Here is a 23190-nt window from a genome sequence, read left to right as displayed (position 1 = left end):
CGCGGACAAAAAACCTGACACTGGCCACGGAAACTGTCCACTCCCCAATCGCTCCAATGCCCCTCAAATGGCTATTGTCCAGTGTCTATTGTCCCCCCCTTCTGTAATAAAAAAAGCCCTCTTTCATGCAGAAGAGGGCTTTCCTGTTTCCTTAACCTAAACAATAAGTCGTTTCACTAAAACTCATGCACAATGATTGGGCGGCTTAGTTCACCGCCAGCAGCCGCTTGGGCTGTTCGGTGGCCGTTTTCAGATTGATTTCTTTCGAGATGGTCCCTTCTTTGGACACCACCTGGATTTGGTAAGTACCGTCTTCGAGGTTGCTGACGTCGAATTTGGCGGCCAGTTTCTCCGTTTTCTTGCCGATGTGCTGGCTGTAGACCACCTGCCCGTTGGCATCGCGGATCAGAATCGAGGCCACGATCGACGCTTTTTTCTCGATGTTGACCCGGATGTTGTTGTCCACGGTTTTGTAAGTGCTCACCTGAACGGCCGCCACCTTGGCGGTAATTTTGTCGTCAGACGGTTCCGTGCCGGCGAAGGCCGTTGAGGTGATCAGCAGGGCGGCAAACAGGGCGGAGGTAATGATGTTGGTTTTCATGGCGTTCATGTATTTGTTGTTGTTAATTGTTGTTTCTGTTCGTGTGTTGTTGTTGTTCACTGTTGCCAATTAATAGCCAAAGCCTGTGCCAAAGCGCCATGCTAGAACTTAATCCCTTACATATCAGCTAGTTAACTTTCGGGGAAATTTTGGTCTGCCGAAAAAATGTACGCTTCCGGACATTTTCCGTACAGAAGCGGACAGAAAGTGTCCGCTGTCCGGACTCGGCGCGGGTATCTGCGGCGTTTCAACGAATCGCAACGTCCCGAACGAACGCAGCGCCGTTGGTCAGTAACTGTGCTGGAAGAAAAATAATGGCAGTCGGAGGCTGGACTTTGGTAACGCGCCCGCAAACGGAGCGCTCCCGCTGGAAATGCTTTTTACAGATAAAAATGTGACGCGTCCGGACGTTTGGCGTCTTGATGGGGCAATTTGTTGATGCTAATCTGTATGAATACGTACCTCGCCGTTCATTTCCGGGAGTTTGCCGCTACCGCCAAAGAGTTTGATTCGCTGGTCGAGGCCCACAACCACCTGCTGTTCAAGTCGTCGCTGCTGAAAATGAGCCAGACGGACCTGATGGCCGTCTACCGAAAGTCGGACGGAATGCTGATGGGAACCGTACGTCCGCTCTCTTCCACTCCAGCCGCAAAAGGAGCCCTGAAGCTGGGAAATCTGCTGCGGGAGCTGTTCTGAGTCAGGACTCCGACATCGACCGTACCTCCACCTGGCTCTGGTGATAGACCAGTGAGTACGGCTCCACGCTCTGCGTCAGCCACACGTTCCCGCCGATGATGGAATCGTGGCCGACCACCGTCCGGCCGCCCAGAATGGTCGCATTGGCGTAAATAACTACATTATCCTCAATCGTCGGGTGGCGTTTCTTCTGCGCCATAGACTTGGTGACGTGGGTAGCTCCCAAGGTCACGCCCTGATAAATCTTCACGTTGTTGCCGATCACGGTCGTTTCCCCGATCACGACGCCCGTGCCGTGGTCAATGAAAAACGACTGTCCGATTCGGGCGTTCGGGTGGATGTCGATGCCCGTCTGCGCGTGGGCGTATTCGGTCATCATGCGGGGCAGCAGTGGCACATTCAGTTCCGTCAGCAGGTGCGCCAGCCGGTAAACGGCAATGGCGTAAAAGCCCGGATAGACGGCCAACACTTCCTCGACGCCTACCGAGGCCGGATCATTGGCGGCTATGGCCTGCGCATCCAGCAGCAGCATCTCGTACATGGTCGGCAGGCGATCGAAGAACTGCTCGTTCAGCTCCGCCTTTTTGTCCGGCAGGTTGGTGCCCAGCGGACACAGCAGGCACTCCAGCTGCTGCTTGAGCGCGTGGTACGATTCGGCGATGCCCGCTTCGATGGGCCGACAGTCCTGCGTAATGGGAAACAGGAACCGGATCAGGCTGTCGATAAACCGTCCGACATCCGGTTTGGAAGGCAGACGGTAGCGGTAACTGGCGTTTTGCGTGGTCAGTCGTTCAAAAAAGTACTGTTGTTCAGCCGTTGTCATATAGTCACAAAAAAGCCCTCCTGCGGAGGGCTGTTAATGTCCAGGGAACATAGTGGATTGCCCTCCCCGTTTTGAGGAATTGCTACAACAGCACATTTTCATCTGTCCGTCGGCGCGGCGTCCCATCTTATGCGTAATTCGTTGATACAGAAACAAGAACCTCACCAAAAAGTTCGCTGATCATGAATGGCCTGACCCTTGTTAGTACGAATGTAGAAAACTTCGTCGGAACTGCGATGATCTATTTAAAAAAAACGGCAACGGCCCTGCTGGGCTCCCTGGTGGCAACGGCTCTCTTCGCCTTCGTGGTGTCGATGGCCTGTCGGCCTCGTGATGCGGAAAAAGCAGGTACACCCGCCGCCGACAGCCCAACGGCTGTCCAACTTGTAAACGCGTTTCCTAATCTGACGTTTGAACAACCGGTCGAGTTTACGCATGCGGGAGATGGCACCAACCGGGTGTTTGTAGTGGAGCAGGCAGGGCGCATTCGTTCGTTCACCAACGACCCGGCGGCGAAGTCAGCGGGCGTTTATCTGGATATTCGGGATCGGGTGGAAGCAGGAGGAGAAATGGGATTGCTGGGATTGGCCTTCCACCCGAACTTCCGACAAAACGGGTATTTCTTCGTCAATTACACGAAGAACAACCCGCGCGAAACGGTCATCAGCCGTTTCAAGGCCAGTTCGGCTTCGGCCGATAAAGTAGACCCCGGTTCGGAAGTGGTGCTGCTGAAATTCCGGCAGCCGTACTCGAATCACAACGGCGGCAAGGTCGCCTTCGGGCCGGATGGGATGTTGTACATCGCGACCGGCGACGGCGGCAGCGCCAACGACCCGCAGAACAACGGGCAGAACCGGGCCACGTACCTGGGCAAAATCCTGCGCATCGACGTTAATAAGACCGACAAAGGCAATTACGGCATTCCCGCCGACAACCCGTTTGTCAACCAGTCGGACGCGCTCGGCGAGATTTACGCCTACGGCCTGCGCAACCCCTGGCGGTTCAGCTTTGATCCGCAGACCGGACAGCTCTGGACGGGCGACGTCGGCCAGAACGAACTGGAGGAAATCGACATCGTGACCAAGGGCGGCAATTACGGCTGGCGGATCATGGAAGCCCGCAACTGCTTCAACCCCAAAGCCGACTGCGACCGCCAGAAACTCATTGAACCTATTCACCAGTACCGGCACGGCAGCGACGGCAACTCGGTAACGGGCGGGGTGGTGTACCGGGGCAAGGGCGTATCGGACCTCCAGGGCAAATACATCTTCGGGGATTTTGGCAGCGGCAAAGTCTGGGCCCTGTCCCACAACGGAAAACAATCGACCGGCAACCAGCTCCTCACCAGCAGCGGCGGCAACATCTCGGCCTTTGGCGAAGATGCCAACCGCGAACTTTATGTGCTGGACCACGTGGGAGGAGTAATCCGGAAATTCGGAAATAAATAAATCAGGTAGTTTTTCCCGCCGAACGGGTGGCCTTAGCTAAGGTCACCCGTTCGGCTTTTATAGCGTTTTAATTCGATGGCCGTCCTGGTTATGAATGCATTAACTTGCTATTAAATCGATTGACAAACTTCATTTTTTTGCCCGCTAAATACTAATATTAAGGTAAGTTTAGACCGAATACCATTAAATTAGCGCTCCAGGACCAATCCGGCATCCCTTTTTGAATGAATACACTCGTTGACTTCTTCAGTAAGCTTTTTGATACCAGCGACTGGCCGCCGCGCTGGTACTGCGGCAACTGGACCGACTTTCACGGCTGGCTGTACCTGTTTTCGGACCTGACCATCTGGGCGGCCTACATGGCTATTCCGCTGGTGCTGATCCGCTTCATTATCGTCAAAAAAGGCGTTCCCCTGATTCGGGTGTTCTGGCTTTTCGGAGCTTTCATTCTGTTGTGCGGCTTCACGCACCTGCTCGATGCGACCATGTTCTACTGGCCGGCCTACCGCTTCAACGCCGTCATCCGGTTTCTGACCGGTGTGGTGTCGATTGCCACCGTGATTGCCCTGATCCGGTACTTCGACGAAGCCGTCGGGCTGCGGACCTCGCAGGAATACAACATGGAACTGCGCATCCGGCAGCAGGTGGAACAGGAACTGCGCCGCTCCAACGAGGAATTGCAGCAGTTTGCCTACGTGGCCTCGCACGACCTGCAATCGCCGCTCAAAACGATTGAAAACTACCTGAAACTGTTTGAGGCAAAATACGGCGAGGGCCTCGACGAAAACGGGCACCGCATCATCGACACAACGACGGCCGCCGCCGGGCGCATGCGGGGTCTGATCAACGATTTGCTGGATTTCTCGCGGGTCGGCAACAGCATCGAATTTGAGACGTTTCAGCTCGATGAACTCGTCAGCGAAATCTGTGACGAGCTGCAAAACGACATTGCGCAGACAGAAGCTACGATCGACGTTCCGGCGCTGCCCCAGCTTACGGCGCACCGGATCGACATGAAGCGGCTGTTCCAGAATCTGATCACCAACGCCCTCAAATACCACAAACCCGGCGTGGCTCCGGAGGTGAAGCTGAGCTTCCGCGACGAAGCGGGTTTGTATTTATTTTCCATCAGCGATAATGGGATTGGTATAGAAAAGACGTATTTTGACCGCATATTTCTCATTTTTCAGCGGCTGCATGGCCGGGGCGAATACCCCGGCACGGGCATCGGCCTGGCTACCTGCAAGAAAATTGTGGAGATTTACGGGGGTAAAATTTGGGTCGAAAGTACTGTCGGTGAGGGCAGCACCTTTTATTTCACCCTCCCGAAAATGATAAATCCCTTACGTTACTATGCCCAGGAAAATCAACTGCATTCTGTTGGTTGACGACGACCCCGACGACAATTTTCTGCATCAGTTAATCATTGAGGAATCCGGGCTTTGCAATCACGTTCGGGTGGTTGAAAACGGCATCAAGGCGCTTTCTTACCTGAGGCAGCAGGATACCGATTACATCCGGCCGGATGTGATTCTGCTGGACATTAACATGCCCGGCATGAACGGCTTTGAGTTTTTGCAGGAATACGAAAGCCTTTCTCCGGACCTTCGGGCCCATGTGGTGCTGATGATGCTGACGACCTCGCTCAATCCGGATGACGAGACGCGTGCCCACCGATTTGCCAATGTCCGTGGTTACCGCAACAAACCCCTGACCCGGGACATGCTGGAGAATATTGTCGAGACTTATTTTTCGTAAGCTCCCGCTGAACGCTATTTGTTAATCGGGAATTATCTGTAACTTCCCGGTTAACAATCTGTTACCATGTTCCGTTTTCCTTACCGAACCTTCCTTCTGCTGGCTCTTCCCTGCCTGCTGTCCGGCTGTTTTCGTCGCTGGGCCATGAGCGAACGCGAGATTACGGCTCACTACGCCAGCCGCCCGGTAAAGCCCCGTTTTGTAACGATCGAAAATGACAGCGTCCGGCTGTTCTGTGCCAGCGTCGGGGCCGACACCCTGCCGCCGCTGCTGCTGATTCATGGCGCGCCGGGGGCCTGGTACGGCTATCTGCGGATGCTGGACGACAGCCTGCTCCAACGCCATTACAACCTGATTTCCGTCGACCGGCCCAACTACGGCAAATCCCGCAAGCGCCGCCACCGCACCATCACGTCCATCGACCGGCAGGCGCACGCCATCGCGCTGGCGTTGTCGGCCAACCGTTCCGGCAGGCCGGCGCTGGTGCTGGGCCGCTCGTTCGGCGCTCCGATCGCCGCCCGGCTGGCGATGCTTTACCCCGACAAGGTCCGTCATCTGGTCATGGTAGCCCCGGCCATCGACCCCGACCGGGAGAAATTCTGGTGGTTCTCGGGCTGGGCTCGCTTCCCGCTCGTCCAGCTTTTTCTGCCCCGCCAGCTCAACACCGCCACGGCCGAGAAGTATTCTCACGTGAAGGAGCTGAAAAAACTAACCCCGCACTGGCCCCAGCTGCGCGTTCCGACGACGATTTTACAGGGCGGAAAAGACTGGATTGTGGACCCGGCCAACCTCGACTTTGCCCGTCGGCAACTGGCCGGAAAGGACACCGAATTCTTTATCCTTCCCGAAGCCGGTCACCTGATTACCAGCTCGCACCCCAGCCTCGTCCGTGAACTGCTGCTGCGCTGCACCGACGAGCCCCTGCCCGGTGGCGGCGCGGAGCTTTCGACCGTGGCCGACAAAGCGCCGTACTGAATTCTGGCCTTGCCTGCGCTTCTTTGCGATTTCTTTGCGACTTTGCAAAAAAACGCCCATTCATGATTACGCTTACCGACATCGAAGCGGCTCACGACCGCATCCGGCCGCATATCCACCGCACGGCCGTGCTGACCAACCGAACCATCAATACCCTCGCCAGGGCCGATCTTCATTTCAAATGCGAAAATTTTCAGAAAATCGGGGCCTTTAAAGCCCGGGGCGGCCTCAACGCCGTGCTGCAGCTTACGGCAGAACAGCTGAAAAACGGGGTCACGACCCACTCGTCCGGCAACCACGCCCAGGCCATTGCCTACGCCGCCCGGCAGGTGGGCACCCGGGCATACATCGTGATGCCCCGCACGGCTCCGCAGGTGAAGAAAGACGCCGTCCGGGGTTACGGAGCCGAGGTCATTGAATGCGAACCGACGCTGGACGCCCGGGAAGAGGGCGTCCGCAAAATTATGGAACGGACAGGCGCCGAACTGGTCCACCCCTTCGACGACGACCGGGTAATTGCCGGACAGGCAACCGCCGCCAAAGAGCTGCTTGAAGACGCCGGCCCGTTCGACGTATTGCTGGCACCGGTAGGCGGCGGCGGCCTGCTGAGCGGCACCGCTCTGGCCGTTCACTACCTGAGTCCGCAGACGCGCGTGGTGGCCGGAGAACCCGAAGGTGCGGCCGACGCCGTGCTGTCGTTCCGGAGCGGAAAAGTGGAGAAAGCCCCGTTCGTCAACACCATCGCCGACGGCCTGCTGACCACACTCAGCGACCGGACCCTGGCCATCATCCGGGAGCACGTGGCCGACATCCTGACCGTCTCGGACCCTGAAATCGTGGCGGCCATGCGGCTGATCTGGGAGCGGATGAAAATCGTCATCGAGCCCTCCTGTGCCGTGCCGCTGGCGGCTGTTCTGAAGCATAAAGACCACTTTGCCGGGCAGCGGCTAGGCCTCATCCTGACCGGCGGGAATGTGGATCTGGGGAAGCTACCCTTTTAATAAAACAATAGCCATTGGAAGACGTCAAACAAGACGCTTCTCAAAGTGTTTTCTATATTGTCGTCCAAATCCTCACTCCAATGGCTATGTTCTCACCTTCCTACGAAACCCAGCAGGCAATTCTTGACACCATCCACCGCCTGTTTATCTATACCGACAGCCGCAACTGGAACGCGCTGAAAGACTGTTTTCAGGAGGCGTTCGTGCTCGATTATTCTTCCATGAATGGCGTGGCGCCCATGACTACAACACCCGAGCAGGTAATCGACAACTGGAGTAATTTTTTGCCGGGTTTTGAAGCCACGCACCACCAGATCAGCAACCCGATTATCCGGCTCGAAGGCTGGCGGGCGTCGGCTTTCTGTAACGGCACGGCGGCCCATTTCTTACCCAACCCGTCGGGGCAGAACGTCTGGACCGTCTACGGCACGTACGATTTTGAGTTGCAGCAGAACAACGCCCAGTGGCGGGTTTCGAAAATGGCGTTCCGGTTCAAATTCCAGGACGGCAACCTGCAGCTCGCCGACCTCGCCCGGCTGGCGATGGGCAACAAAGTAGCCCAGGTCTAATTTGCCGATACGGCCTTCAGCCCGACGATGGAGCCGATCAGCAGGAAAATGAAGAAAAGCCGCCAGAATTCAGCGGGTTCGCGGAAAAGCAGCATTCCCGTAATGGCCGTCCCGACGGCTCCGATGCCGGTCCAGACGGCGTAGGCGGTCCCGATGGGAATGGTCTGGATGGCTTTATTCAGCAGGAGAAAGCTGAGCGTGATCGAAACCAAAAAAGCCAGGCTCCAGCCGGTATTTCTGAAGTTATCCGACAATTTCAGACAGGTGGTGAAGCCGACTTCAAACAGTCCGGCCAGGATTAGGAGTAGCCAGGGCATGGAAAACAGGGTGGTTAAGCGGCGAAGTTAAACACCGGACATCCGTGGGTAGTTAATCAGGAGCGAAAAGTTAGCTTATGTCCTCCCGCTTCGAACGTTTCCGTCACCGTCTGCATGAGATCATCTTTGAAGCCGATACCTGGGCGGGTCGGGCCTTCGACGTGGCCTTGCTGGTCCTGATCGGGCTGAGTGTGGTCACGGTAATTCTGGAAAGCGTGCCGAGTTTCCATCACCGGTACGGTCTGCTTTTTCTCCGGGCCGAGTGGTTTTTTACCCTGATATTTTCCATTGAATACGTCCTGCGGCTGCTGGCCGTCCGGCGACCGCTCCGGTACGTTTTCAGCTTTTTCGGGCTGGTGGACCTGATGGCGCTGCTGCCCACGTACGTCAGCCTGTTTGCGGTGGGCGGCTATGAACTGCTGGCGGTGCGGATTCTCCGGCTGATGCGCGTCTTCCGGATTCTGAAGCTGGGTGAATACACCAGCGCGGCTGAACTGCTGATGTATTCGCTGCGCGAAAGTCGGGCCAAGATCATCGTTTTCTTCCTGTTTCTGCTGGGGCTGGTCATTACCCTCGGCTCCCTGATGTATGTCATCGAAGGCCGCACAAATGGGTTTGAAAGCATTCCGCTGAGCATCTACTGGGCCGTTATCACCGTGACCACGGTCGGCTACGGCGACATTGTACCCAGCACGGCGCTGGGAAAAATCATTGCCACCCTGATCATGATTCTGGGATACGCCATCATTGCCGTGCCGACCGGCATCGTGACCGTCAGCATTGCCCGGGCGGCCCAGCGCGGCGTCTCGACCCAGGCCTGCCCCAACTGTTCGCGGCAGGGCCACGACCCCGACGCCCGGTTTTGCAAGTATTGCGGAGAAAAGTTGTAAATTTTGGCTTAAAGTTTAGGGTTTATAGTTGCTCCGCTAGGCCAGGAAAAAGCGGAGCAACCATAAACTATAAACTCTAAACCATAATTCAACGCCCCCTTGCTAACCCCTCTCCTCTGATGAAACGTATCCTTGAAAACAAGCATCCGCTGGCGATTCGCTGGTTTCACTGGGTCAACTTCCCGGTGCTGGCGGTCATGATCTGGAGCGGACTCCTCATCTACTGGGCCTACCCGGCTTACCGGATTCAGGTCGGCGACACGGTCCTCGCCAAGTTCTTCCCGAACTGGTTTTTCAATGCGCTCAAACTCCGCCGTCGGCTGGCGGAAGGCATGGCCTGGCATTTTGTCTTCATGTGGCTTTTTACCGTCAACGGCCTGCTGTACGTGGCCTATACGGCTTTTTCGGGCGAATGGCGACACCTGCTGCCCAACCGCCACTCGTTCCGCGAAGCCTGGCTCGTTCTTCTCCACGACCTCGGTATCCGTAAAAGCGCCCCCGTATCGGACAAATACAACGCCGCCCAGAAAATCGCGTACACGGCCATTGTCCTGATGGGTATCGGCTCGGCCCTGACCGGCTTTGCCATTTACAAACCGACCCAGTTTGCCGGGTTGACGGCCTTGCTGGGCGGCTACAAAACGGCCCGCCTACTGCATTTCGCCCTGACCATCGGGTATGTGCTGTTTTTCGTCGTGCACATCCTGCAAGTGATCCGGGCAGGCTGGAACAATTTCCAAAGCATGGTTACGGGCTTTGACGTTGTCAGGGAAAACGAGCAGCCCGTCATTTCAACTACCGACCGCAACCCGACCGTCTGACATGGAGCCGACTACCCCCAATCCCATCGACCCGCAAGAATCCCTAACCCCGGACCAGCAGATTCGCCGCCGGACGCTGAAAGCCTTCGCGCTCTTCGGACTGGGAGCGGCCGTTCCGTACGGCGTCTGGAAATGGCTGACAACGTCGCCCCGAAGCGGCGGCATTCCGGGCCCGCTTCGCGAAGTGCTGCAGGCCAACGAGCAGCTGGCGGAAACCTATTTTCGACCCGCGAGTATGGCGCCTACCTTCCCGGTCGAGCGGGCGGTGCCCTCGCCCCGCGTCAACGGCTGGGATGGTCTGAAAACGCCCATTCCGGAGGACTGGTCGCTGCAGGTCCGGCAACCGACGGGTGCGCAACTAAGCGTTTCGCTGGACGACATCCGGGCGCTTCCCCGGCACGAGATCGTGTTTGAATTCAAATGCATCGAAGGCTGGAGCCAAATTCAGCACTGGGCGGGCGCGCGGCTTTCGGACTTTGTGGCCCATTACGGCCTCGGAACCCGTACCGGCCGGAAGGCCCAAAGCGAGGCGGACTGGTACCGCTACGTCGGCATGGAAACGCCCGATCACGGCTATTACGTCGGCATCGACATGCCCAGCGCCCTGCACCCGCAGACTCTGCTGGCCTACGAGATGAACAACCAGCCGCTGACGGCTCCGCACGGCGCTCCGCTTCGGCTCATCATTCCGGTCAAGTACGGCGTCAAGAATCTCAAACGCATCGGCACGATTTTCTTCGCCGACGAAAAACCGCGTGATTTCTGGGCCGAGCGGGGCTACGACTACCACGTGGGGCTATGACCGGGCGTAGAGTTTCTGGTCCAGGTACGTTTCCAGGCTGGTTTCTCCGCGCTGCGGGGCAATTACATCGTGCTGGAGGACTTCCAGAAAAAAGGCCCCTTTGTCGTACAGATTGCGGTCGATGAGTTTCATCAGCGGCAAACCGGATTTCGCCAGCCCCAGCGGAATCCGGCGAACTTTTCCGTTGGGGTTGACATGCCGCTGAATAAGTTCGTTGATCTGGTGGCGCGAATACACCTGCCGCCCGCCCGCTTCGACGACGCTGTTCGGCTGGCCGATGCTTTCCACGATAACGCGGGCGAGATCGCCTTCGTAGATGGGATTGGTGAGGTGCCTGCCGTCGCCCGGCGTGACCAGCATGCCTTTTTTTGCCAGATCAATCAAATCCGTAAACGCACTGAACAGAGCGGGCGGCTTGATGATGCTGTAGTCCAGACCGGAGGCGATGATCTCCTGCGAAAAGCGGTGGTGGACGGCGAAATAACGCAGATCCGGGTAGTTTTCGGCCCCAAGCGCGGAGACGTACACAAACTTCCGGACGTTCTGCCGCCGGGCTTCCTGCAATAGCCGCGCGTTCGCCCCGTAATCGACCTCTTCGAATCCGGCCCGGCTGCGGTCGTTGAGGGAGACACTTTTGCCCAGCGTCGAAACGACGATATCGATGCCCGCGCAAAGTCCGCTGACGTCATCCGGTTTCGTGGCATCGCCGGTGATGAACTGCTGCACAAAAGGCTTTAGCCTCTCCGCTTTCTGCGGATTGCGGACGAGCGCCGTGACGGCATACCCGGCCCGGTGCAGTTCCTGCGCAACTTTTTGGCCAAGATTGCCGGTGCCGCCGACGAGAAGGACAGTGGACATGGGAGGCGAGGTAGGGTTTTGCCAAAGATAAACACCGGTTGTAATTTCCGGTTAGTTTGGGTAGTATTGTTTACCACTTTATCGCCGGATCAGATGGTGACCATCAAGCAGGAAACCCCCAGACGCCGAAAGCGGGTTCCCTCCTATCTCGTGTACGAAACGCTCAACGGACGCGCCCTTTACTACCGGGGCTACAAGGAAGTATTGTCTGGCAAAAAGACGTTCGAAGAGATCATGGGCAGTAGTTCGTTGCAGGCGGCGCTGGTTACAGCAATTGTTATGCTTTTAGGCCGCACAATCAACAGAAAGAAGTATCTGGTAGCTACCAATGAGGCGGGTCTTCACATTGACAAAGGAAATAACTTCGCCAACGACATTGCCATTTACGAAAAGAAGGGGCTGACATTGTCCAACACCTACTTCCAGACTCCGCCCAAAATTGCCATTGAGGTCGATGTTCGCATTGATTTGGAACAGTATGCTACGCGCGAACAGAATTACATTCACGACAAAACCGACCGGCTGCTGGCGTTCGGCGTCGAGCGCGTCATCTGGATTATGATCAATCCCAACAAGGTTCTGGTTGCCAGCCGGAATGCCGATTGGATTACGCATAATTGGGACGTTTCGGTGCCCGTTCTGGACGAGGTGACGTTCAATCTGGCCGATCTGCTCCGGGAAGAGGGAATTGCCTTCTAGCCCACGGTTTTAACCGTGGGTCCGAACGGTTTCAATTGCAGGTTCAAACGGTTTGGGCGCTACGTCCAAACAGTGGGAATCAAAGACAATTCAATCCAGCCGCAGGGCATCCACCGAATATCCCAGCCAGTCCGCCAGTACCTCCACAATCACATTATGATCCTCCCGCTGCGGCAGACCGGACACGGTGATGGTGCCGATGCAGCCCGCTCCCCGCAACTTTATGGGAAAACAGCCGCCGTGCGTGGCATAATCGCGATGCTCGACGCCCACTTTTTCGGTCAGTGTGGTGTTCTGCTCCTTGAGCTTTAGACCCAGCGCGTAGGAACTCTGGTGAAAACGGGCCGTGGTGTTCCGTTTCCGGCGTATCCAGTCGGCGTTGTCGGGCGTGGTGCCCGGCATAGCGAAGAAAAACAGGGGCTGGCCGTGCAGGCTGATGTCGATGGCTGCCGCCGCTTGTCGCGCCTCCAGTTCCTTTTTCAGGCGGTTGCCCAGTTCCCAGGCCGTGTCGGCGTTGAACTGCTCAAACTGGAGGGTTTCTTCCTGAACAGCAATCCGCTCGATATCAGTCATACGGTTAGAAAGACGTTAATATACATTGGGCTTGAAACGGGCCGCGTCCAGAATCGACCACAGGTGAATCACCCAGCCCAGAAGGAAAAACCAGAGGATTCCGGCCAGCACGAAATGCAGAATCGCCATGCCCAGACGTCCCTGCAACAATTGTCCTAAACCCGGAATAAAAAAGCTACAAAGGGCCGCTATTACATTGCCGCCTGAACCCTGACCTGCCATCGTGATTTGTTGTTTTGGATAGTATACCGCTAAACTACAGACTGCTAGAAAAATATGCCGGAGACTTCCATCCCCGGCATATTTTCGGTGTCAGTGGTCCGCAGGCTATTTAAAGTCCGAGTACCCGTTTGTTGAATTCTTCGTCGGCACCCGTTCCGGCAAAGTCATCAAACGCCCGTTCGGTGACGCGGATGATGTGGTTATCAATGAACGGAGCGCCTTCGGCCGCGCCCTGTTCGGGGTGCTTGATGGCGCACTCCCATTCCAGCACCGCCCAGCCGTCGTAATCGTACTGTGCCAGTTTGGAGAAGATGCCCGCAAAATCCACCTGCCCGTCGCCCAGCGAACGGAAGCGGCCCGCACGCTCGACCCAGCCCTGGTAACCGCCATAGACGCCCTGTTTGCCCGTTGGGTTGAACTCGGCGTCCTTCACGTGGAAGGCGTAAATCCGGTCGTGGTAGAAGTCGATGAACTGGAGATAATCCAGTTGCTGCAGCACGAAGTGGCTCGGGTCGTAGTTGATGCCCGCGCGCGGGTGGCCGTTGACGTATTGCAGGAACATTTCGAAGGTCACGCCATCGTGCAGGTCTTCGCCGGGGTGCAGTTCGTAGCCCACGTCCACACCCGCTTCGTCGAAGGCGTTCAGGATCGGCAGCCAGCGGTTGCCCAGTTCCTGGAAAGCAGTCGTCACCAGACCCGCCGGGCGCTGCGGCCACGGATAGACAAACGGCCACAGCAGCGCGCCGGAGAACGTCACGTGCGAGGTCAGGCCGAGGTTTTGGCTGGCTTTGGCGGCCATCAGAAGCTGGTTCGTCGCCCACTCCTGCTGCGCCTTCGGGTCGTTGGCGACTTCGGCCGGACCGAATCCGGCGAACATCTCGCGGTAAGCCGGGTGAACCGCGACGAGTTGCCCCTGCAGGTGCGTCGATAGTTCGGTGATTTCCACGCCGATGTCGCTCAGCTTTCCTTTCAGTTCGTCGCAGTACGTCTGGCTTTCCGACGCCTGCTTGAGGTCGATGACGCGCGGGTCCCAGGTCGGCAGCTGAATGCCTTTATAGCCGAGGTCGGCCATGTATCGGGCAATGGATTCCAGGTTGTTGAAGGGTTCAGAGTCGCCCAAAAACTGCGCCAAAAAGACGCCGGGGCCTTTCATTGTTTTCATTGATAATTGAGTGATTTAGTGATTGAGCGATTGAGCGAGAGCATCAGGCATTTTTTGCCTTGTTACGGGATTTTGCCAACAATCTTAACAACTGTGTCCCCTCATCGATCAAATCGCTCAAACGGGTTTCGGGTATAATTGTGGTTTCAATTAGAGTTTCCAGCCAAAACAGCGCCTCATCCAATTCTTCAACCACAATACTGATTTTGGCGAAAAATTCATTCTGACTACGCGCCCGCCGGACGGCCCGGTAATTGGCAGCAGAGGATGAAGCACAGCGAAGGAGTTGTTTTCCAAAATGCTGTGCTTCAAATGAGGGAGGGAGTGAGCGAAAGACCTGAACACAACGCAGCATGAACGCTTTCAGGCGCTTTTCAACTCCATCAGCGAATTCACCTTTGTCAATTCTGACCGGTACCATAGGTTTAGACAGATTTCACACTCAATCACTCATTCGCTCAATCACTCAATCGAAATCCAGCCCTGCTTCCTGTTCGATTCCAGGATTTTTTCGCAGATGAGCAGTTCGCGGTAGCCGTCGGCGAAGGTTGGGAAGGTCGGGTTTTCGGGCTGTTTGCCGGCGGCGATGGCCTCGTAAACCTCCTTGAACATCTGCTTCGAGGTGTCGGGGAAACCTTCGTTGTGGCCGCCGGGGAACGAGATGACCGAGCGGGCTTCGGCATGCACCAGGGCCGGGTCGCGCATCAGGTTTTCGTTAAAGCCGTCGCGGTTGCCGATCCACATTTCGTTCGGCGCCTCCGAGTTCCAGGCGAAGGTTTTCTTCGAACCGGCAATTTCCAGTTTCATCTGGTTCTTGCGGCCCGCCGACACCTGCGATACCGTGATGACGCCCCGGTTGCCGTTGTCGAAGCGCAGCAGCACGTTGGCGTGGTCTTCGGTGTTGATGGGCACGTCGGCGTAGTCCTCCGGCTGCAGCATCTTGCCCGAATACGTCTCGACCGGCTTCAGCGGCTTCTTGCGGGTTTTGTGAATCGTGTTGAAATCGGCCATCACCGCCACCGTTTTCAGGCCCGTGATGTATTCGATGATGTCCATCAGGTGCGAACCGATGTCGGCAATCGCGCGCGAGTCGCCCGACTTGTCCGGTTCCAGACGCCAGTTGTAGTCCGTTTCGTAGAACAGCCAGTCCTGAAGGTACGAACCGATGATGCTGTACACCTCGCCCAGTTCGCCCTTCTCGCGCATGACCTTCATCTGGCGGGCCAGCGGGTAGTAGCGCAGGTTGAAGTGCACGGCGTTGACCAGCCCGGATTTGGCGGCCAGCTGCACCAGTTCCTCGGCTTCGTGCAGGTCCTTGGCCAGCGGCTTTTCGCAGATGACGTGCTTCCCGGCCTCCAGCGCGGCTTTCGACTGGTTGTAGTGCAGGAAGTTGGGCGTACAGATGTGTACGGCCTGAATATCCTCCTGCTTGAGCAGTTCTTCAAACGTGTAGGCGCGTTCGATCCCGAGCTGCGCGGCTTTGCTCTCGGCCAGTTCCTGACTCACTTCGCACAGGGCGGCAACTTCAACATTCGGCAAGCGACGGAGGGCTTCGATATGGGCAGGCCCGATGAAGCCCGTACCCACTACGCCAACTTTAATTTTCTGCATTTCAGTGGTTTAGATGGTTTTAACTAAAGACAAGAATTGTTTTGAGTAGTTGAGTGAATGAGCGATTGAGTGGCCTTGCGAATTGGGTAATAGCTTCACTAAATGTAAGAGCGGCGTAGTCGCTCAATCACTCATTCACTCAATCACTTAATGAATAAACTTCGTCCACTTCTCATCCGACTGGCTGGAGGTGATTACGGTGTCGATGAATGCGAGGCCGCGGACGCCGTCTTCCACGCCGGGGAAATCGTACAGCGGGTCGGGCTGCTGGCCGTTCATGTGCGCTTTCACGGCGAAGGCGAAGTTGCGGTAGATGTTGGCAAACGCCTCGAAAAAGCCTTCGGGGTGACCGGCCGGTACCCGGACATGGGCGTTGGCCGCGGCCGAGAGCGCATTTACCTTCGGCCGGATGATCCGCTGGTCTTCCTGCGACTTGAACTTGAGCGTGTTCGGCTCCATCTGGTGCCACTCCAGACCGCCCAGTTCGCCGTAGACAAAGATTTTGAGGGAGTTTTCTTCCCCGTTCGAAATCTGGGAAGCGTGCAGCACGCCCTTCGCGCCATTGTCGAAACGGAGGAGCACGTTCCCATCGTCGTCGAGCTGGCGGCCCGGCACGAAGGTCGTCAGGTCGGCGCAGAGTTCGCTGATTTTGAGGCCGGTGATGTATTCGGCCAGGTTTTCGGCGTGCGTGCCGATGTCGCCCATACAGCCCGCCGCGCCCGATTTGGTCGGGTCGGTCCGCCAGATGGCCTGTTTGTAATCGTTGCCTTCTTCGAACTTCGACAGCCAGCCCTGCGGATATTCCACGACCACCTTCCGGATGGCTCCCAGTTTGCCACTGCGAACCATGTCGCGGGCTTCCTTCACCATCGGATAGCCGGTATAGTTGTGCGTCAGGCCAAACACCAGCCCGGACTTCTTCACGATTTCGGCCAGTTCTCTGGCTTCTTCCAGATTCAGCGTCATGGGCTTGTCGCAGATGACGTGGAAACCGTTTTCGAGGGCCATTTTGGCGGGCGGGAAGTGCATGTGGTTGGGCGTCACGATGGAGATAAAATCCATGCGAACGTCCTCGGGCAGCTCCTTCTCCCGCTGAATCATCTCTTCAAAACTAGCGTAGACCCGGTCTTCGGGCAGGTAAAACGCGTGGCCGGCAGCTTTTGATTTTTCGGGCGACTGGCTAAAGACGCCACAGACAAGTTCAATTTCGTTGTCGAAGGCAGCGGCCCGGCGATGAACGGCGCCGATGAAGGCATCCAGTCCGCCGCCGACCATGCCCATTCGCAATTTTCTGTGAACCATGGTGGATTTAGGGTTTATAATCGTTTAAGTCAGAAAAAGTGGACTTCTACCACAGAAAGGCTGTTATTGTGGCGGGAAAATTAAAGCATTAATTCGTATCGCCCAAATAAGCGCGTCCCCAGTACGTATCCTATGTCAGCCACCCGTATGCCCCGTACCTTCCGGAAAACCCTCATCCTGCTCCTGCTGCTGTCTGCTATCCCGGCGCTTTACTTTGCCAGCCGTAATTATAAGAAAATCAACCACTTCGGACTCAAGTCCGTTTCCCTTTCCGGCTCCACCTCCAACGGCCCTTCCGACGCCCGGAGCTTCAGCGTACCCGCCGAACCGGACACGGCCCGCCCGCCTGCCGCCGATGAATTGTTTGCCAAAGGGCAGGGAAATGACCCAAAACTGTCCGGGGCCGACAGCCGGGGCCGCCGTTTTACGACCGAAACTGCCCCGCGCCTGCCGCTGGCGCCGCTCCGGAAGTTTCCCCGGCAGGCCGACAACCAGTACCGGCTGACTGAGCAGAATGCCGAGGCCGCTTTTCTGGTGGGCCGCTTTCCGCCCATCCAGACCGGACGGCAGAAACTGCTTTATTTCGGTCCCACCTACCCAAACACGCCGTACGCCCTGCACCAGAGCCGGGGTCTGTTGACCAGCGGCACCGTCCGGTCGGGCGTGCCGGGCGCGAGCGGCCCAACCCAGCACTGGATTATTTACGGCGGTCCGCTTTACAACGCGGCGGCCGTTTCGGCCCAGACCCATCTTCCGCTGGAAGTCCGGCGGCAGGCGGCGGCCTGGGCCGGCAAGTCTTCGTTTGAGTTCCTGAAACGACCCATTCCGGCCGACGTGGCCAGCGTCGTGACCAATGAGCCCATGTTTCCGGACAACGAACAGACCCTGATGGAAGTCGGCCGCGACCTCTACGGGCAATGGCGGGCCGAGGCTAATCCGCCCTGGAAATACCTCATTCTGGACATTGAAGGCGGAAAAGAACGGCATGGCGACTGGATGCGCGAAGTCGGTTTCGTGGCCGGAAATGTGCAGAAAGGCCTGATGAACGCGTATCGCCAGGACCGCAACCGGCCGCCCTACGCACCTGTCTGGATCACCTACGGCATCTGGAGTTTCGACGTCCGGTTCGATCTTTTCAGTCAGTACAAAAACGGCCTTCCGGGCTATTACACGGGGTATCCGCCCGCGTTCTCGCCCCTGAACGAAGGGCTTTTTGAAAGCCTGCGGACCAGCCGGGGCGCGATTTCGATGGACAGCTACGTCAAGTGCGTCTGGCCCTTGCAGAGCGATTTTTTCCAGCGGGACAGCCGGGATCGGGTCGTGATGCAGAACGGGCGCCCGGTCATCAGCCGGGCTACGCAACCGTACCGCTTCGCCGGGCGGACCTACCCCATCAGCGAAGGCGAGGCCGAACACATGCTGCATGAGACCTACGGCACCTTCGGCAAGATTCAGGCGATGCTCTGGCACCTCAACGGCAACCAGTACCCCGAACGGACCGACAGCCGCGCCGCCCGCTACAAAGGCATTGAACTGGCCACCTGGGAGCGCCACACGCAGGAACTGGGGGTGTTTATCTCCGAACTGACGGTTAACAATCCGTACAATTACCGGCCCGTGCCCGGCTGGATGCTCGAAGGGCTGGGGCTGCTGAAGATGTTTCTCGGCCGGTATTACCTGCACTGGTCATTTCCGTCGGAGCCGCAGCCTGGGCAGACCGACCCGGCCCCGGACTCCGAAATTCCCGGTTCGGGCAGTCGGGAAGCGTTTCTGAAAGCGGCCCACCGCATGAGTCTGGTCCGCGATGCGTATGATGCCGATGGCGAATGGCTGTTTTTCAAACACGCCTACGTCGAGCGCAACAGCATCGAGGGCGAACATTTCCACCAGAAGCCGCTGGTTTTTGGCAAGCTGTACACAGACGCCAAAACCGGCAAGCCCTGCCTGGCCATCACCGGCTGGTTTCCGGCGCAGCGGGACAACGAAAGAACCACGCTCCGCATCTTTGTGAACAACGGAAAGGCCCAGTCGGCCGCCTATCCAATTGTGCTGACCGGCCGCGACGCCGCCGCCGTGCGCTGGCAGTTACCGGACAACTTCCGGGGCTTGCGAGCCCGCGACGTGTACTGCGCCTTCCGGGACCTGGGCGATGCGGGGCGTATATGGCGGGGCGATCTGCGCGAAAAAGTCCCGGGCAACCTCCGCGTTCCGGCCGATTTTCGGCGTTAGGTTGTTTATTTCCATATATTTTGAAAAATTTGCACAAATCGCATCGTTAAATATCGAATGCCAACAGGCTTTTACGTTTAATCAAAACCCTTCTCCTAACACTCATGACAACACTCCAGGTAAATCAAAGCCGGCTCTTTAACGCAAGCTGCTTTGCGCTTATCACGACGGCCTTCTCGTTTAGTATCCGGGCGGGGATTCTGCCGCAGCTAGGCACGTCCTTCGGGCTTTCGGCCGAGCAATTGGGTTTTATCAACTCCATGTGGTTCGTTGGGTTTCCCATTTCCATGATTATCGGTGGGCTGGTGTACTACTCGGTAGGGCCTAAAATCATCATGCAGGTGGCATTTCTCTGCCACGCCCTTGGCATTCTGCTGACCATCTACGCCGGCGGCTACTCGACCCTGCTCATTTCCACGCTGTTCATCGGGATTGGTAACGGCTGTACCGAAGCGGCCTGTAACCCGATGATCGCCGATATGTATTCCGGGGAGAAGATGAACAAGATGCTTAACCGCTTCCACATGTGGTTCCCGGGCGGGATTGTCATCGGTAGCCTTATCTCGGATTTCATGACCAAGGCCGGTCTGCCCTGGCAGGCTCAGATCTGGGTCATCCTGATTCCGACGCTGATCTATGCCTTCCTGTTCTTCGGACAAACCTTCCCGACGGCTAAAATGGCGGCTTCTACGTCCCTCTCCAGCAACTTCAAGGCGATGTTGAGCCCGCTGTACCTGTTTATGTTCTGCTGCATGGCCCTGACCGCCATCAGTGAGTTCGGTCCGCAGCAGTGGGTGGGTCTGATTATGGCCAAAAGCGGCGCGCAGCCCATGTGGATTCTGGCTCTGACCACCGGCCTGATGGCGATTGGCCGCTTCTTCGGCGGCCCTATCATCCACCGGCTCGACCAGACGGGCGTTCTGCTGGGCGGGGCTGTTTTCGCGGCTCTCGGTATTTACCTCTTCAGCACCCAGACCGGCGCGATGGCCTACGTGGCCGCGGTGTTCTTTGCACTGGGCGTTTGCTACTTCTGGCCCACGATGGTTGGTTTCGTCGCCGAGCGGATTCCGGCCAGCGGTGCTCTGGGTATGTCGATCATTGGTGGCGTAGGAATGTTCTCAACGTCCATCTTCCAGCCGATCATCGGTGGCTGGATCGATGCCGAGCGGGCTGAGAAAGCGACGTCCGGCCTGACAGGCGATGCCCTTGAGCTGGCCGCTGGACAGGCAACGCTGATGAAAATGACGTCTTTCCCGCTCATTCTTATTGTTGCCTTTACGCTGCTGTTCTTCTGGATGCGCAACCGCAAGGCCGGTCGCGTGGACGAGAAAGCGCTGGCCCAGCAGCCGCAGCTTTAATATGCAGTCGGTAACGCGCCGATGAGCTATTGATAAAATCTCCCCGGAACGGCGTTCCGGGGTACAAACCCCGCCAAACCGGCGGGGTTTTCTTTTTATTTCATTGCTGTATATTTGGGGAAAATGATTTTCGGATGAGCGCTCCTCCCAAAACCTATTACACGCCCGAGCAATACCTGGAGCAGGAACGACAGTCGGAGTACAAAAGCGAGTACTTCAGGGGAGAAATTTTCATGATGGCCGGCGCAACGCCTAATCACAACCGGGTAAAAGAGAATCTCTCCGGGTTGACTTTCCTGCATTTACGCGGCAAATCGTGCCGGGGCTTCTCCAGCGGCCAGCGGTTACTGGTGCGCGAAAATGGCCTGTACACCTATCCGGACTACATGGTCATCTGCGGCCAGAACCGCTACTCCGACATTCGAAGTGATACCGTTACGAACCCCGTTCTGATTGCGGAAATCCTTTCCCCGAGTACCGAAAGCTACGACCGCGGCGAAAAATTCAAATTATACCGCGCCCTGGAAACGCTTCACGAATACGTGCTGCTCGATTCGCAGAAAGTTAGGGCGGAGGTCTTTCGGAAGAATGAAAACGGCTTCTGGTATATCGCTTCCGAAGCCGATTCCCCGGACGGCCAAATCCGGCTGGAATGCATCGGCCTGACGTTGAACATGTCCGATTTGTACGCCGACACGGAGAACCTCTTACCCGCCTGATGTTTCCGCTTTCACAGCGACAGCACCTGTTTTTCCGGCTCGTGGCCGTTCCGCTGGCCGCGCTGCTGGCGGCCCATGTCGTGTTTGAGCGGCAGTTTCCGTGGCAGCCCGGCTACCGTTTTCCGCTGCCCTGGTTTCTGACCGTGGCTACGGTAATGCTCAGCTGCTGGCAGGTCAATGCGTGGCTGTTTCAGCGACTCGACCGGCGACTGCCGTTTCACAAAAACCCCGTTCGCCGCCTTGGCTGGCAGGGACTGCTGGGCGGCTCCCTGACACTGCTGACCTTCCTTGTCGTCTTTCCAAATGCCATTCGGCTGTATACGGGTCGTTGGCCCTCTCCGACCCTGCTCGCTACGGGTCTGGTTGTCTGCGCCACGATTGCCACCCTCATCAACGGCATTTTTATCGGCTTATACCTGCTCAAAACCATCTACTTCCAGCAGCAGGAAACCGCCGGGGCGCTCAACGCGCAACTGACGGCCCATCCGCCCCGGCCCGCCGCCGACCGCATTCTGCTCGAAACCGGCAACCGGACCCTGCTGCTCCGTCCCGAAGAGATTGCTTACTTCTATTCGAGCAGCGGGGTCGTGCTGCTCGTCAAAAGCGACGGGCAGCAGATCACCACCCATTACAAGGCTTTCTCCGGGCTGGCGGACCTCCTGCCCGAGACCCTTTTCTTTCAGCTCAATCGGCAGTACATCGCCGGTCTCCACGCCATCCGGTCGGTAGATGAGGAGGTCAACCGCAAGCTCACCGTCCACCTAGCCCCCGCCCTGAACCGCCAGCATCGGACCGAACCGGTGGCAGTCAGCCGGTACCGGAGCGCGGAACTGAAAAAGTGGCTTGCCCAGGCCCTGCCCGCCTGACCATTCATCCCCAAAACCGATACCATTCGTTGAAAAACCCCTTTTTCAGCTTTTCAACGGGCATATTCCCTTTTTCCTTTGCGTCAGGTCCACAACACAACCGACTCATGACACCGAATCTGACGCACCTCTACACCCAGCCCAGCCTGCCGCTGGCGCTCTTTTTTTTTCTCACCACGGCGCTGCTCGTCGCCGCCGTGTACGCGGGTCTCCGGCGGATGCAGCCCGGACAGGCGGCCCGTATTCTGGCCGGTATGCTGGTCTGGCTGGGTTTGCTGGGGCTCCTCGCCGGACGGGACTTTTTCCTGCCAACGACCACCTCTCCGCCCAGCTTCGTGGTGGCGGTTCTTCCGCCCGTCGCGCTGGGCCTCGGCGCCCTGCTGACTCCCGCCGGACGGCGGTTCTACGACGGCCTGCCGCTGCCTTTCCTGACGGCCCTCCACACGGTCCGGCTGCCGGTAGAACTGACGCTTTACGGGTTGATGCTGGAGAAACAGGTTCCGGAGCTGATGACATTCGGAGGCAGCAATCCGGACATTCTGGTGGGTCTGACGGCTCCCGTTGTGGCCGGGCTGGCCCGGCATCGGTCGGGAAAATGGCTGCGGATCTGGCACCTGCTCGGCACCGCTTTGCTGGGCAACATTGTCTTCCGGGCGATTCTGGCCGCCCCGACGCCGCTTCAGCAGTGGGCCTTCGAGCAGCCGAATGTCGGCGTGCTGAAATTCCCGTTTATCTGGCTGCCGGGCTTCATCGTGCCGCTGGTCCTGCTGGGGCACCTCGCGGCCCTGCGACAGCTGTTCAGGCGGCGCTTCCCAGCGGGTAATTTTTAGATCCGAATAATCACAAACCCGGTCAGGCCGTGGCCGGGCTTTTCCTTTGCCGGAATGTGC

At 57.4% G+C, this 23190-nt stretch carries 26 protein-coding genes; 16 read left to right on the top strand and 10 right to left on the bottom strand.

Features of this window, described 5'->3' with window-relative positions; translation table 11 throughout:
- Positions 1–205 precede the first annotated feature (205 nt).
- Positions 206–601, bottom strand: a complete 396-nt coding sequence (locus tag ORG26_RS20655; protein WP_266365174.1) for a DUF3244 domain-containing protein — start codon at positions 599–601, stop codon at positions 206–208.
- A gap of 450 nt (positions 602–1051) precedes the next feature.
- Between ORG26_RS20655 and ORG26_RS20650 the strand changes: the two genes are divergently transcribed.
- The gene (locus ORG26_RS20650) at positions 1052–1297 is read left to right on the top strand and encodes a hypothetical protein (protein WP_266365172.1); all 246 of its coding nucleotides are present in this window, start codon (positions 1052–1054) and stop codon (positions 1295–1297) included.
- A 1-nt stretch (position 1298) separates the two neighbouring features.
- Here the strand turns inward: ORG26_RS20650 and epsC are convergent, their stop codons facing one another.
- Positions 1299–2120: a serine O-acetyltransferase EpsC gene (gene epsC / locus ORG26_RS20645; protein WP_266365170.1), complete on the bottom strand. Its 822-nt coding sequence runs from the start codon at positions 2118–2120 to the stop codon at positions 1299–1301.
- Between the two features lie 236 nt (positions 2121–2356).
- Between epsC and ORG26_RS20640 the strand changes: the two genes are divergently transcribed.
- From ORG26_RS20640 to ORG26_RS20615, 6 genes are all read left to right on the top strand, one after another.
- The gene (locus ORG26_RS20640) at positions 2357–3568 is read left to right on the top strand and encodes a PQQ-dependent sugar dehydrogenase (protein ID WP_266365169.1); all 1212 of its coding nucleotides are present in this window, start codon (positions 2357–2359) and stop codon (positions 3566–3568) included.
- Positions 3569–3792: 224 nt separating this feature from the next.
- On the top strand, positions 3793–4956 hold the full coding sequence (locus ORG26_RS20635; RefSeq protein WP_266365168.1) for a sensor histidine kinase: 1164 nt from the start codon (positions 3793–3795) through the stop codon (positions 4954–4956).
- A complete protein-coding gene (locus ORG26_RS20630) occupies positions 4922–5326 on the top strand; it encodes a response regulator (RefSeq protein ID WP_266365167.1) in 405 nt (134 codons plus the stop codon). Before ORG26_RS20635 ends, ORG26_RS20630 begins: the two co-directional genes overlap by 35 nt.
- A gap of 66 nt (positions 5327–5392) precedes the next feature.
- Positions 5393–6301 carry an alpha/beta fold hydrolase gene (locus tag ORG26_RS20625; protein WP_266365166.1) on the top strand — a complete coding sequence of 303 codons (909 nt, stop codon included), beginning with the start codon at positions 5393–5395 and terminating at the stop codon, positions 6299–6301.
- 62 nt (positions 6302–6363) lie between these two features.
- Complete coding sequence (locus ORG26_RS20620; protein WP_266365165.1) at positions 6364–7302, top strand: threonine ammonia-lyase; 939 nt, start codon at positions 6364–6366, stop codon at positions 7300–7302.
- Positions 7303–7382: 80 nt separating this feature from the next.
- Positions 7383–7871, top strand: coding sequence for a nuclear transport factor 2 family protein (locus ORG26_RS20615; RefSeq protein WP_266365164.1), 489 nt, complete (start codon positions 7383–7385; stop codon positions 7869–7871).
- Here the strand turns inward: ORG26_RS20615 and ORG26_RS20610 are convergent.
- On the bottom strand, positions 7868–8188 hold the full coding sequence (locus tag ORG26_RS20610) for a DMT family transporter (RefSeq protein WP_266365163.1): 321 nt from the start codon (positions 8186–8188) through the stop codon (positions 7868–7870). The two genes, ORG26_RS20615 and ORG26_RS20610, sit on opposite strands and share 4 nt — an antisense overlap.
- A gap of 77 nt (positions 8189–8265) precedes the next feature.
- Here ORG26_RS20610 and ORG26_RS20605 point away from each other — a divergent pair, with 77 nt between their 5' ends.
- The 3 genes from ORG26_RS20605 to ORG26_RS20595 all read left to right on the top strand — a co-directional run bounded on the left by ORG26_RS20605 (position 8266) and on the right by ORG26_RS20595 (position 10701).
- A complete protein-coding gene (locus ORG26_RS20605; RefSeq protein WP_266365162.1) occupies positions 8266–9078 on the top strand; it encodes an ion transporter in 813 nt (270 codons plus the stop codon).
- 119 nt (positions 9079–9197) lie between these two features.
- Positions 9198–9899, top strand: a complete 702-nt coding sequence (locus tag ORG26_RS20600) for a cytochrome b/b6 domain-containing protein (RefSeq protein WP_266365161.1) — start codon at positions 9198–9200, stop codon at positions 9897–9899.
- Position 9900: 1 nt separating this feature from the next.
- The gene (locus ORG26_RS20595; protein WP_266365160.1) at positions 9901–10701 is read left to right on the top strand and encodes a molybdopterin-dependent oxidoreductase; all 801 of its coding nucleotides are present in this window, start codon (positions 9901–9903) and stop codon (positions 10699–10701) included.
- Here the strand turns inward: ORG26_RS20595 and ORG26_RS20590 are convergent.
- Positions 10696–11559, bottom strand: a complete 864-nt coding sequence (locus ORG26_RS20590; RefSeq protein WP_266365159.1) for an SDR family oxidoreductase — start codon at positions 11557–11559, stop codon at positions 10696–10698. The genes ORG26_RS20595 and ORG26_RS20590 overlap by 6 nt on opposite strands.
- Positions 11560–11652: 93 nt before the next feature.
- Between ORG26_RS20590 and ORG26_RS20585 the strand changes: the two genes are divergently transcribed.
- Complete coding sequence (locus tag ORG26_RS20585; protein WP_266365158.1) at positions 11653–12258, top strand: Uma2 family endonuclease; 606 nt, start codon at positions 11653–11655, stop codon at positions 12256–12258.
- A 90-nt stretch (positions 12259–12348) separates the two neighbouring features.
- On the opposite strand, the gene ORG26_RS20580 is transcribed toward ORG26_RS20585, so the two are convergent.
- The 6 genes from ORG26_RS20580 to ORG26_RS20555 form a co-directional block, all read right to left on the bottom strand.
- Positions 12349–12831, bottom strand: coding sequence for a heme-degrading domain-containing protein (locus tag ORG26_RS20580; RefSeq protein ID WP_266365157.1), 483 nt, complete (start codon positions 12829–12831; stop codon positions 12349–12351).
- A 15-nt stretch (positions 12832–12846) separates the two neighbouring features.
- Entirely contained in the window at positions 12847–12981 is a 135-nt protein-coding gene (locus ORG26_RS20575; protein ID WP_266365156.1) for a hypothetical protein, read from the bottom strand.
- A gap of 181 nt (positions 12982–13162) precedes the next feature.
- Positions 13163–14215 carry a sugar phosphate isomerase/epimerase family protein gene (locus tag ORG26_RS20570; protein WP_266365155.1) on the bottom strand — a complete coding sequence of 351 codons (1053 nt, stop codon included), beginning with the start codon at positions 14213–14215 and terminating at the stop codon, positions 13163–13165.
- Between the two features lie 43 nt (positions 14216–14258).
- Positions 14259–14636 carry a four helix bundle protein gene (locus ORG26_RS20565; RefSeq protein ID WP_266365154.1) on the bottom strand — a complete coding sequence of 126 codons (378 nt, stop codon included), beginning with the start codon at positions 14634–14636 and terminating at the stop codon, positions 14259–14261.
- Between the two features lie 41 nt (positions 14637–14677).
- Positions 14678–15826: a Gfo/Idh/MocA family protein gene (locus ORG26_RS20560; RefSeq protein ID WP_266365153.1), complete on the bottom strand. Its 1149-nt coding sequence runs from the start codon at positions 15824–15826 to the stop codon at positions 14678–14680.
- Between the two features lie 147 nt (positions 15827–15973).
- Positions 15974–17107 carry a Gfo/Idh/MocA family protein gene (locus tag ORG26_RS20555; protein ID WP_266369448.1) on the bottom strand — a complete coding sequence of 378 codons (1134 nt, stop codon included), beginning with the start codon at positions 17105–17107 and terminating at the stop codon, positions 15974–15976.
- Positions 17108–17260: 153 nt separating this feature from the next.
- On the opposite strand from ORG26_RS20555, the gene ORG26_RS20550 reads away from it, so the two are divergent.
- The 5 genes from ORG26_RS20550 (at position 17261) to ORG26_RS20530 (ending at position 23130) form a co-directional block, all read left to right on the top strand.
- On the top strand, positions 17261–19357 hold the full coding sequence (locus tag ORG26_RS20550) for a hypothetical protein (protein WP_266365152.1): 2097 nt from the start codon (positions 17261–17263) through the stop codon (positions 19355–19357).
- A 104-nt stretch (positions 19358–19461) separates the two neighbouring features.
- On the top strand, positions 19462–20715 hold the full coding sequence (locus tag ORG26_RS20545; protein WP_266365151.1) for an MFS transporter: 1254 nt from the start codon (positions 19462–19464) through the stop codon (positions 20713–20715).
- A 134-nt stretch (positions 20716–20849) separates the two neighbouring features.
- A complete protein-coding gene (locus ORG26_RS20540; protein ID WP_266365150.1) occupies positions 20850–21434 on the top strand; it encodes a Uma2 family endonuclease in 585 nt (194 codons plus the stop codon).
- The gene (locus tag ORG26_RS20535) at positions 21434–22300 is read left to right on the top strand and encodes a LytR/AlgR family response regulator transcription factor (protein WP_266365149.1); all 867 of its coding nucleotides are present in this window, start codon (positions 21434–21436) and stop codon (positions 22298–22300) included. The genes ORG26_RS20540 and ORG26_RS20535 overlap by 1 nt, the downstream gene beginning before the upstream one ends.
- A gap of 107 nt (positions 22301–22407) precedes the next feature.
- The gene (locus ORG26_RS20530; protein WP_266365148.1) at positions 22408–23130 is read left to right on the top strand and encodes a hypothetical protein; all 723 of its coding nucleotides are present in this window, start codon (positions 22408–22410) and stop codon (positions 23128–23130) included.
- Positions 23131–23190: the final 60 nt, after the last annotated feature.

Origin of the sequence: Tellurirhabdus rosea (assembly GCF_026278345.1) — a bacterium.
GTDB classification, from domain to species: Bacteria; Bacteroidota; Bacteroidia; order Cytophagales; family Spirosomataceae; genus Tellurirhabdus; species Tellurirhabdus rosea.
Note: the sequence above shows the minus strand (reverse complement) of the source record. Positions and strands in the feature narration are given on the sequence as shown.

Coding starts and splice junctions, on each gene's coding strand:
- ORG26_RS20655 (WP_266365174.1), bottom strand. CDS start 601: ATGAAAACCAACATCATTACCTCCGCCCTGTTTGCCGCCCTGCTGATC.
- ORG26_RS20650 (WP_266365172.1), top strand. CDS start 1,052: ATGAATACGTACCTCGCCGTTCATTTCCGGGAGTTTGCCGCTACCGCC.
- epsC (WP_266365170.1), bottom strand. CDS start 2,120: ATGACAACGGCTGAACAACAGTACTTTTTTGAACGACTGACCACGCAA.
- ORG26_RS20640 (WP_266365169.1), top strand. CDS start 2,357: ATGATCTATTTAAAAAAAACGGCAACGGCCCTGCTGGGCTCCCTGGTG.
- ORG26_RS20635 (WP_266365168.1), top strand. CDS start 3,793: ATGAATACACTCGTTGACTTCTTCAGTAAGCTTTTTGATACCAGCGAC.
- ORG26_RS20630 (WP_266365167.1), top strand. CDS start 4,922: ATGCCCAGGAAAATCAACTGCATTCTGTTGGTTGACGACGACCCCGAC.
- ORG26_RS20625 (WP_266365166.1), top strand. CDS start 5,393: ATGTTCCGTTTTCCTTACCGAACCTTCCTTCTGCTGGCTCTTCCCTGC.
- ORG26_RS20620 (WP_266365165.1), top strand. CDS start 6,364: ATGATTACGCTTACCGACATCGAAGCGGCTCACGACCGCATCCGGCCG.
- ORG26_RS20615 (WP_266365164.1), top strand. CDS start 7,383: ATGGCTATGTTCTCACCTTCCTACGAAACCCAGCAGGCAATTCTTGAC.
- ORG26_RS20610 (WP_266365163.1), bottom strand. CDS start 8,188: ATGCCCTGGCTACTCCTAATCCTGGCCGGACTGTTTGAAGTCGGCTTC.
- ORG26_RS20605 (WP_266365162.1), top strand. CDS start 8,266: ATGTCCTCCCGCTTCGAACGTTTCCGTCACCGTCTGCATGAGATCATC.
- ORG26_RS20600 (WP_266365161.1), top strand. CDS start 9,198: ATGAAACGTATCCTTGAAAACAAGCATCCGCTGGCGATTCGCTGGTTT.
- ORG26_RS20595 (WP_266365160.1), top strand. CDS start 9,901: ATGGAGCCGACTACCCCCAATCCCATCGACCCGCAAGAATCCCTAACC.
- ORG26_RS20590 (WP_266365159.1), bottom strand. CDS start 11,559: ATGTCCACTGTCCTTCTCGTCGGCGGCACCGGCAATCTTGGCCAAAAA.
- ORG26_RS20585 (WP_266365158.1), top strand. CDS start 11,653: ATGGTGACCATCAAGCAGGAAACCCCCAGACGCCGAAAGCGGGTTCCC.
- ORG26_RS20580 (WP_266365157.1), bottom strand. CDS start 12,831: ATGACTGATATCGAGCGGATTGCTGTTCAGGAAGAAACCCTCCAGTTT.
- ORG26_RS20570 (WP_266365155.1), bottom strand. CDS start 14,215: ATGAAAACAATGAAAGGCCCCGGCGTCTTTTTGGCGCAGTTTTTGGGC.
- ORG26_RS20565 (WP_266365154.1), bottom strand. CDS start 14,636: ATGGTACCGGTCAGAATTGACAAAGGTGAATTCGCTGATGGAGTTGAA.
- ORG26_RS20560 (WP_266365153.1), bottom strand. CDS start 15,826: ATGCAGAAAATTAAAGTTGGCGTAGTGGGTACGGGCTTCATCGGGCCT.
- ORG26_RS20555 (WP_266369448.1), bottom strand. CDS start 17,107: ATGGGCATGGTCGGCGGCGGACTGGATGCCTTCATCGGCGCCGTTCAT.
- ORG26_RS20550 (WP_266365152.1), top strand. CDS start 17,261: ATGTCAGCCACCCGTATGCCCCGTACCTTCCGGAAAACCCTCATCCTG.
- ORG26_RS20545 (WP_266365151.1), top strand. CDS start 19,462: ATGACAACACTCCAGGTAAATCAAAGCCGGCTCTTTAACGCAAGCTGC.
- ORG26_RS20540 (WP_266365150.1), top strand. CDS start 20,850: ATGAGCGCTCCTCCCAAAACCTATTACACGCCCGAGCAATACCTGGAG.
- ORG26_RS20535 (WP_266365149.1), top strand. CDS start 21,434: ATGTTTCCGCTTTCACAGCGACAGCACCTGTTTTTCCGGCTCGTGGCC.
- ORG26_RS20530 (WP_266365148.1), top strand. CDS start 22,408: ATGACACCGAATCTGACGCACCTCTACACCCAGCCCAGCCTGCCGCTG.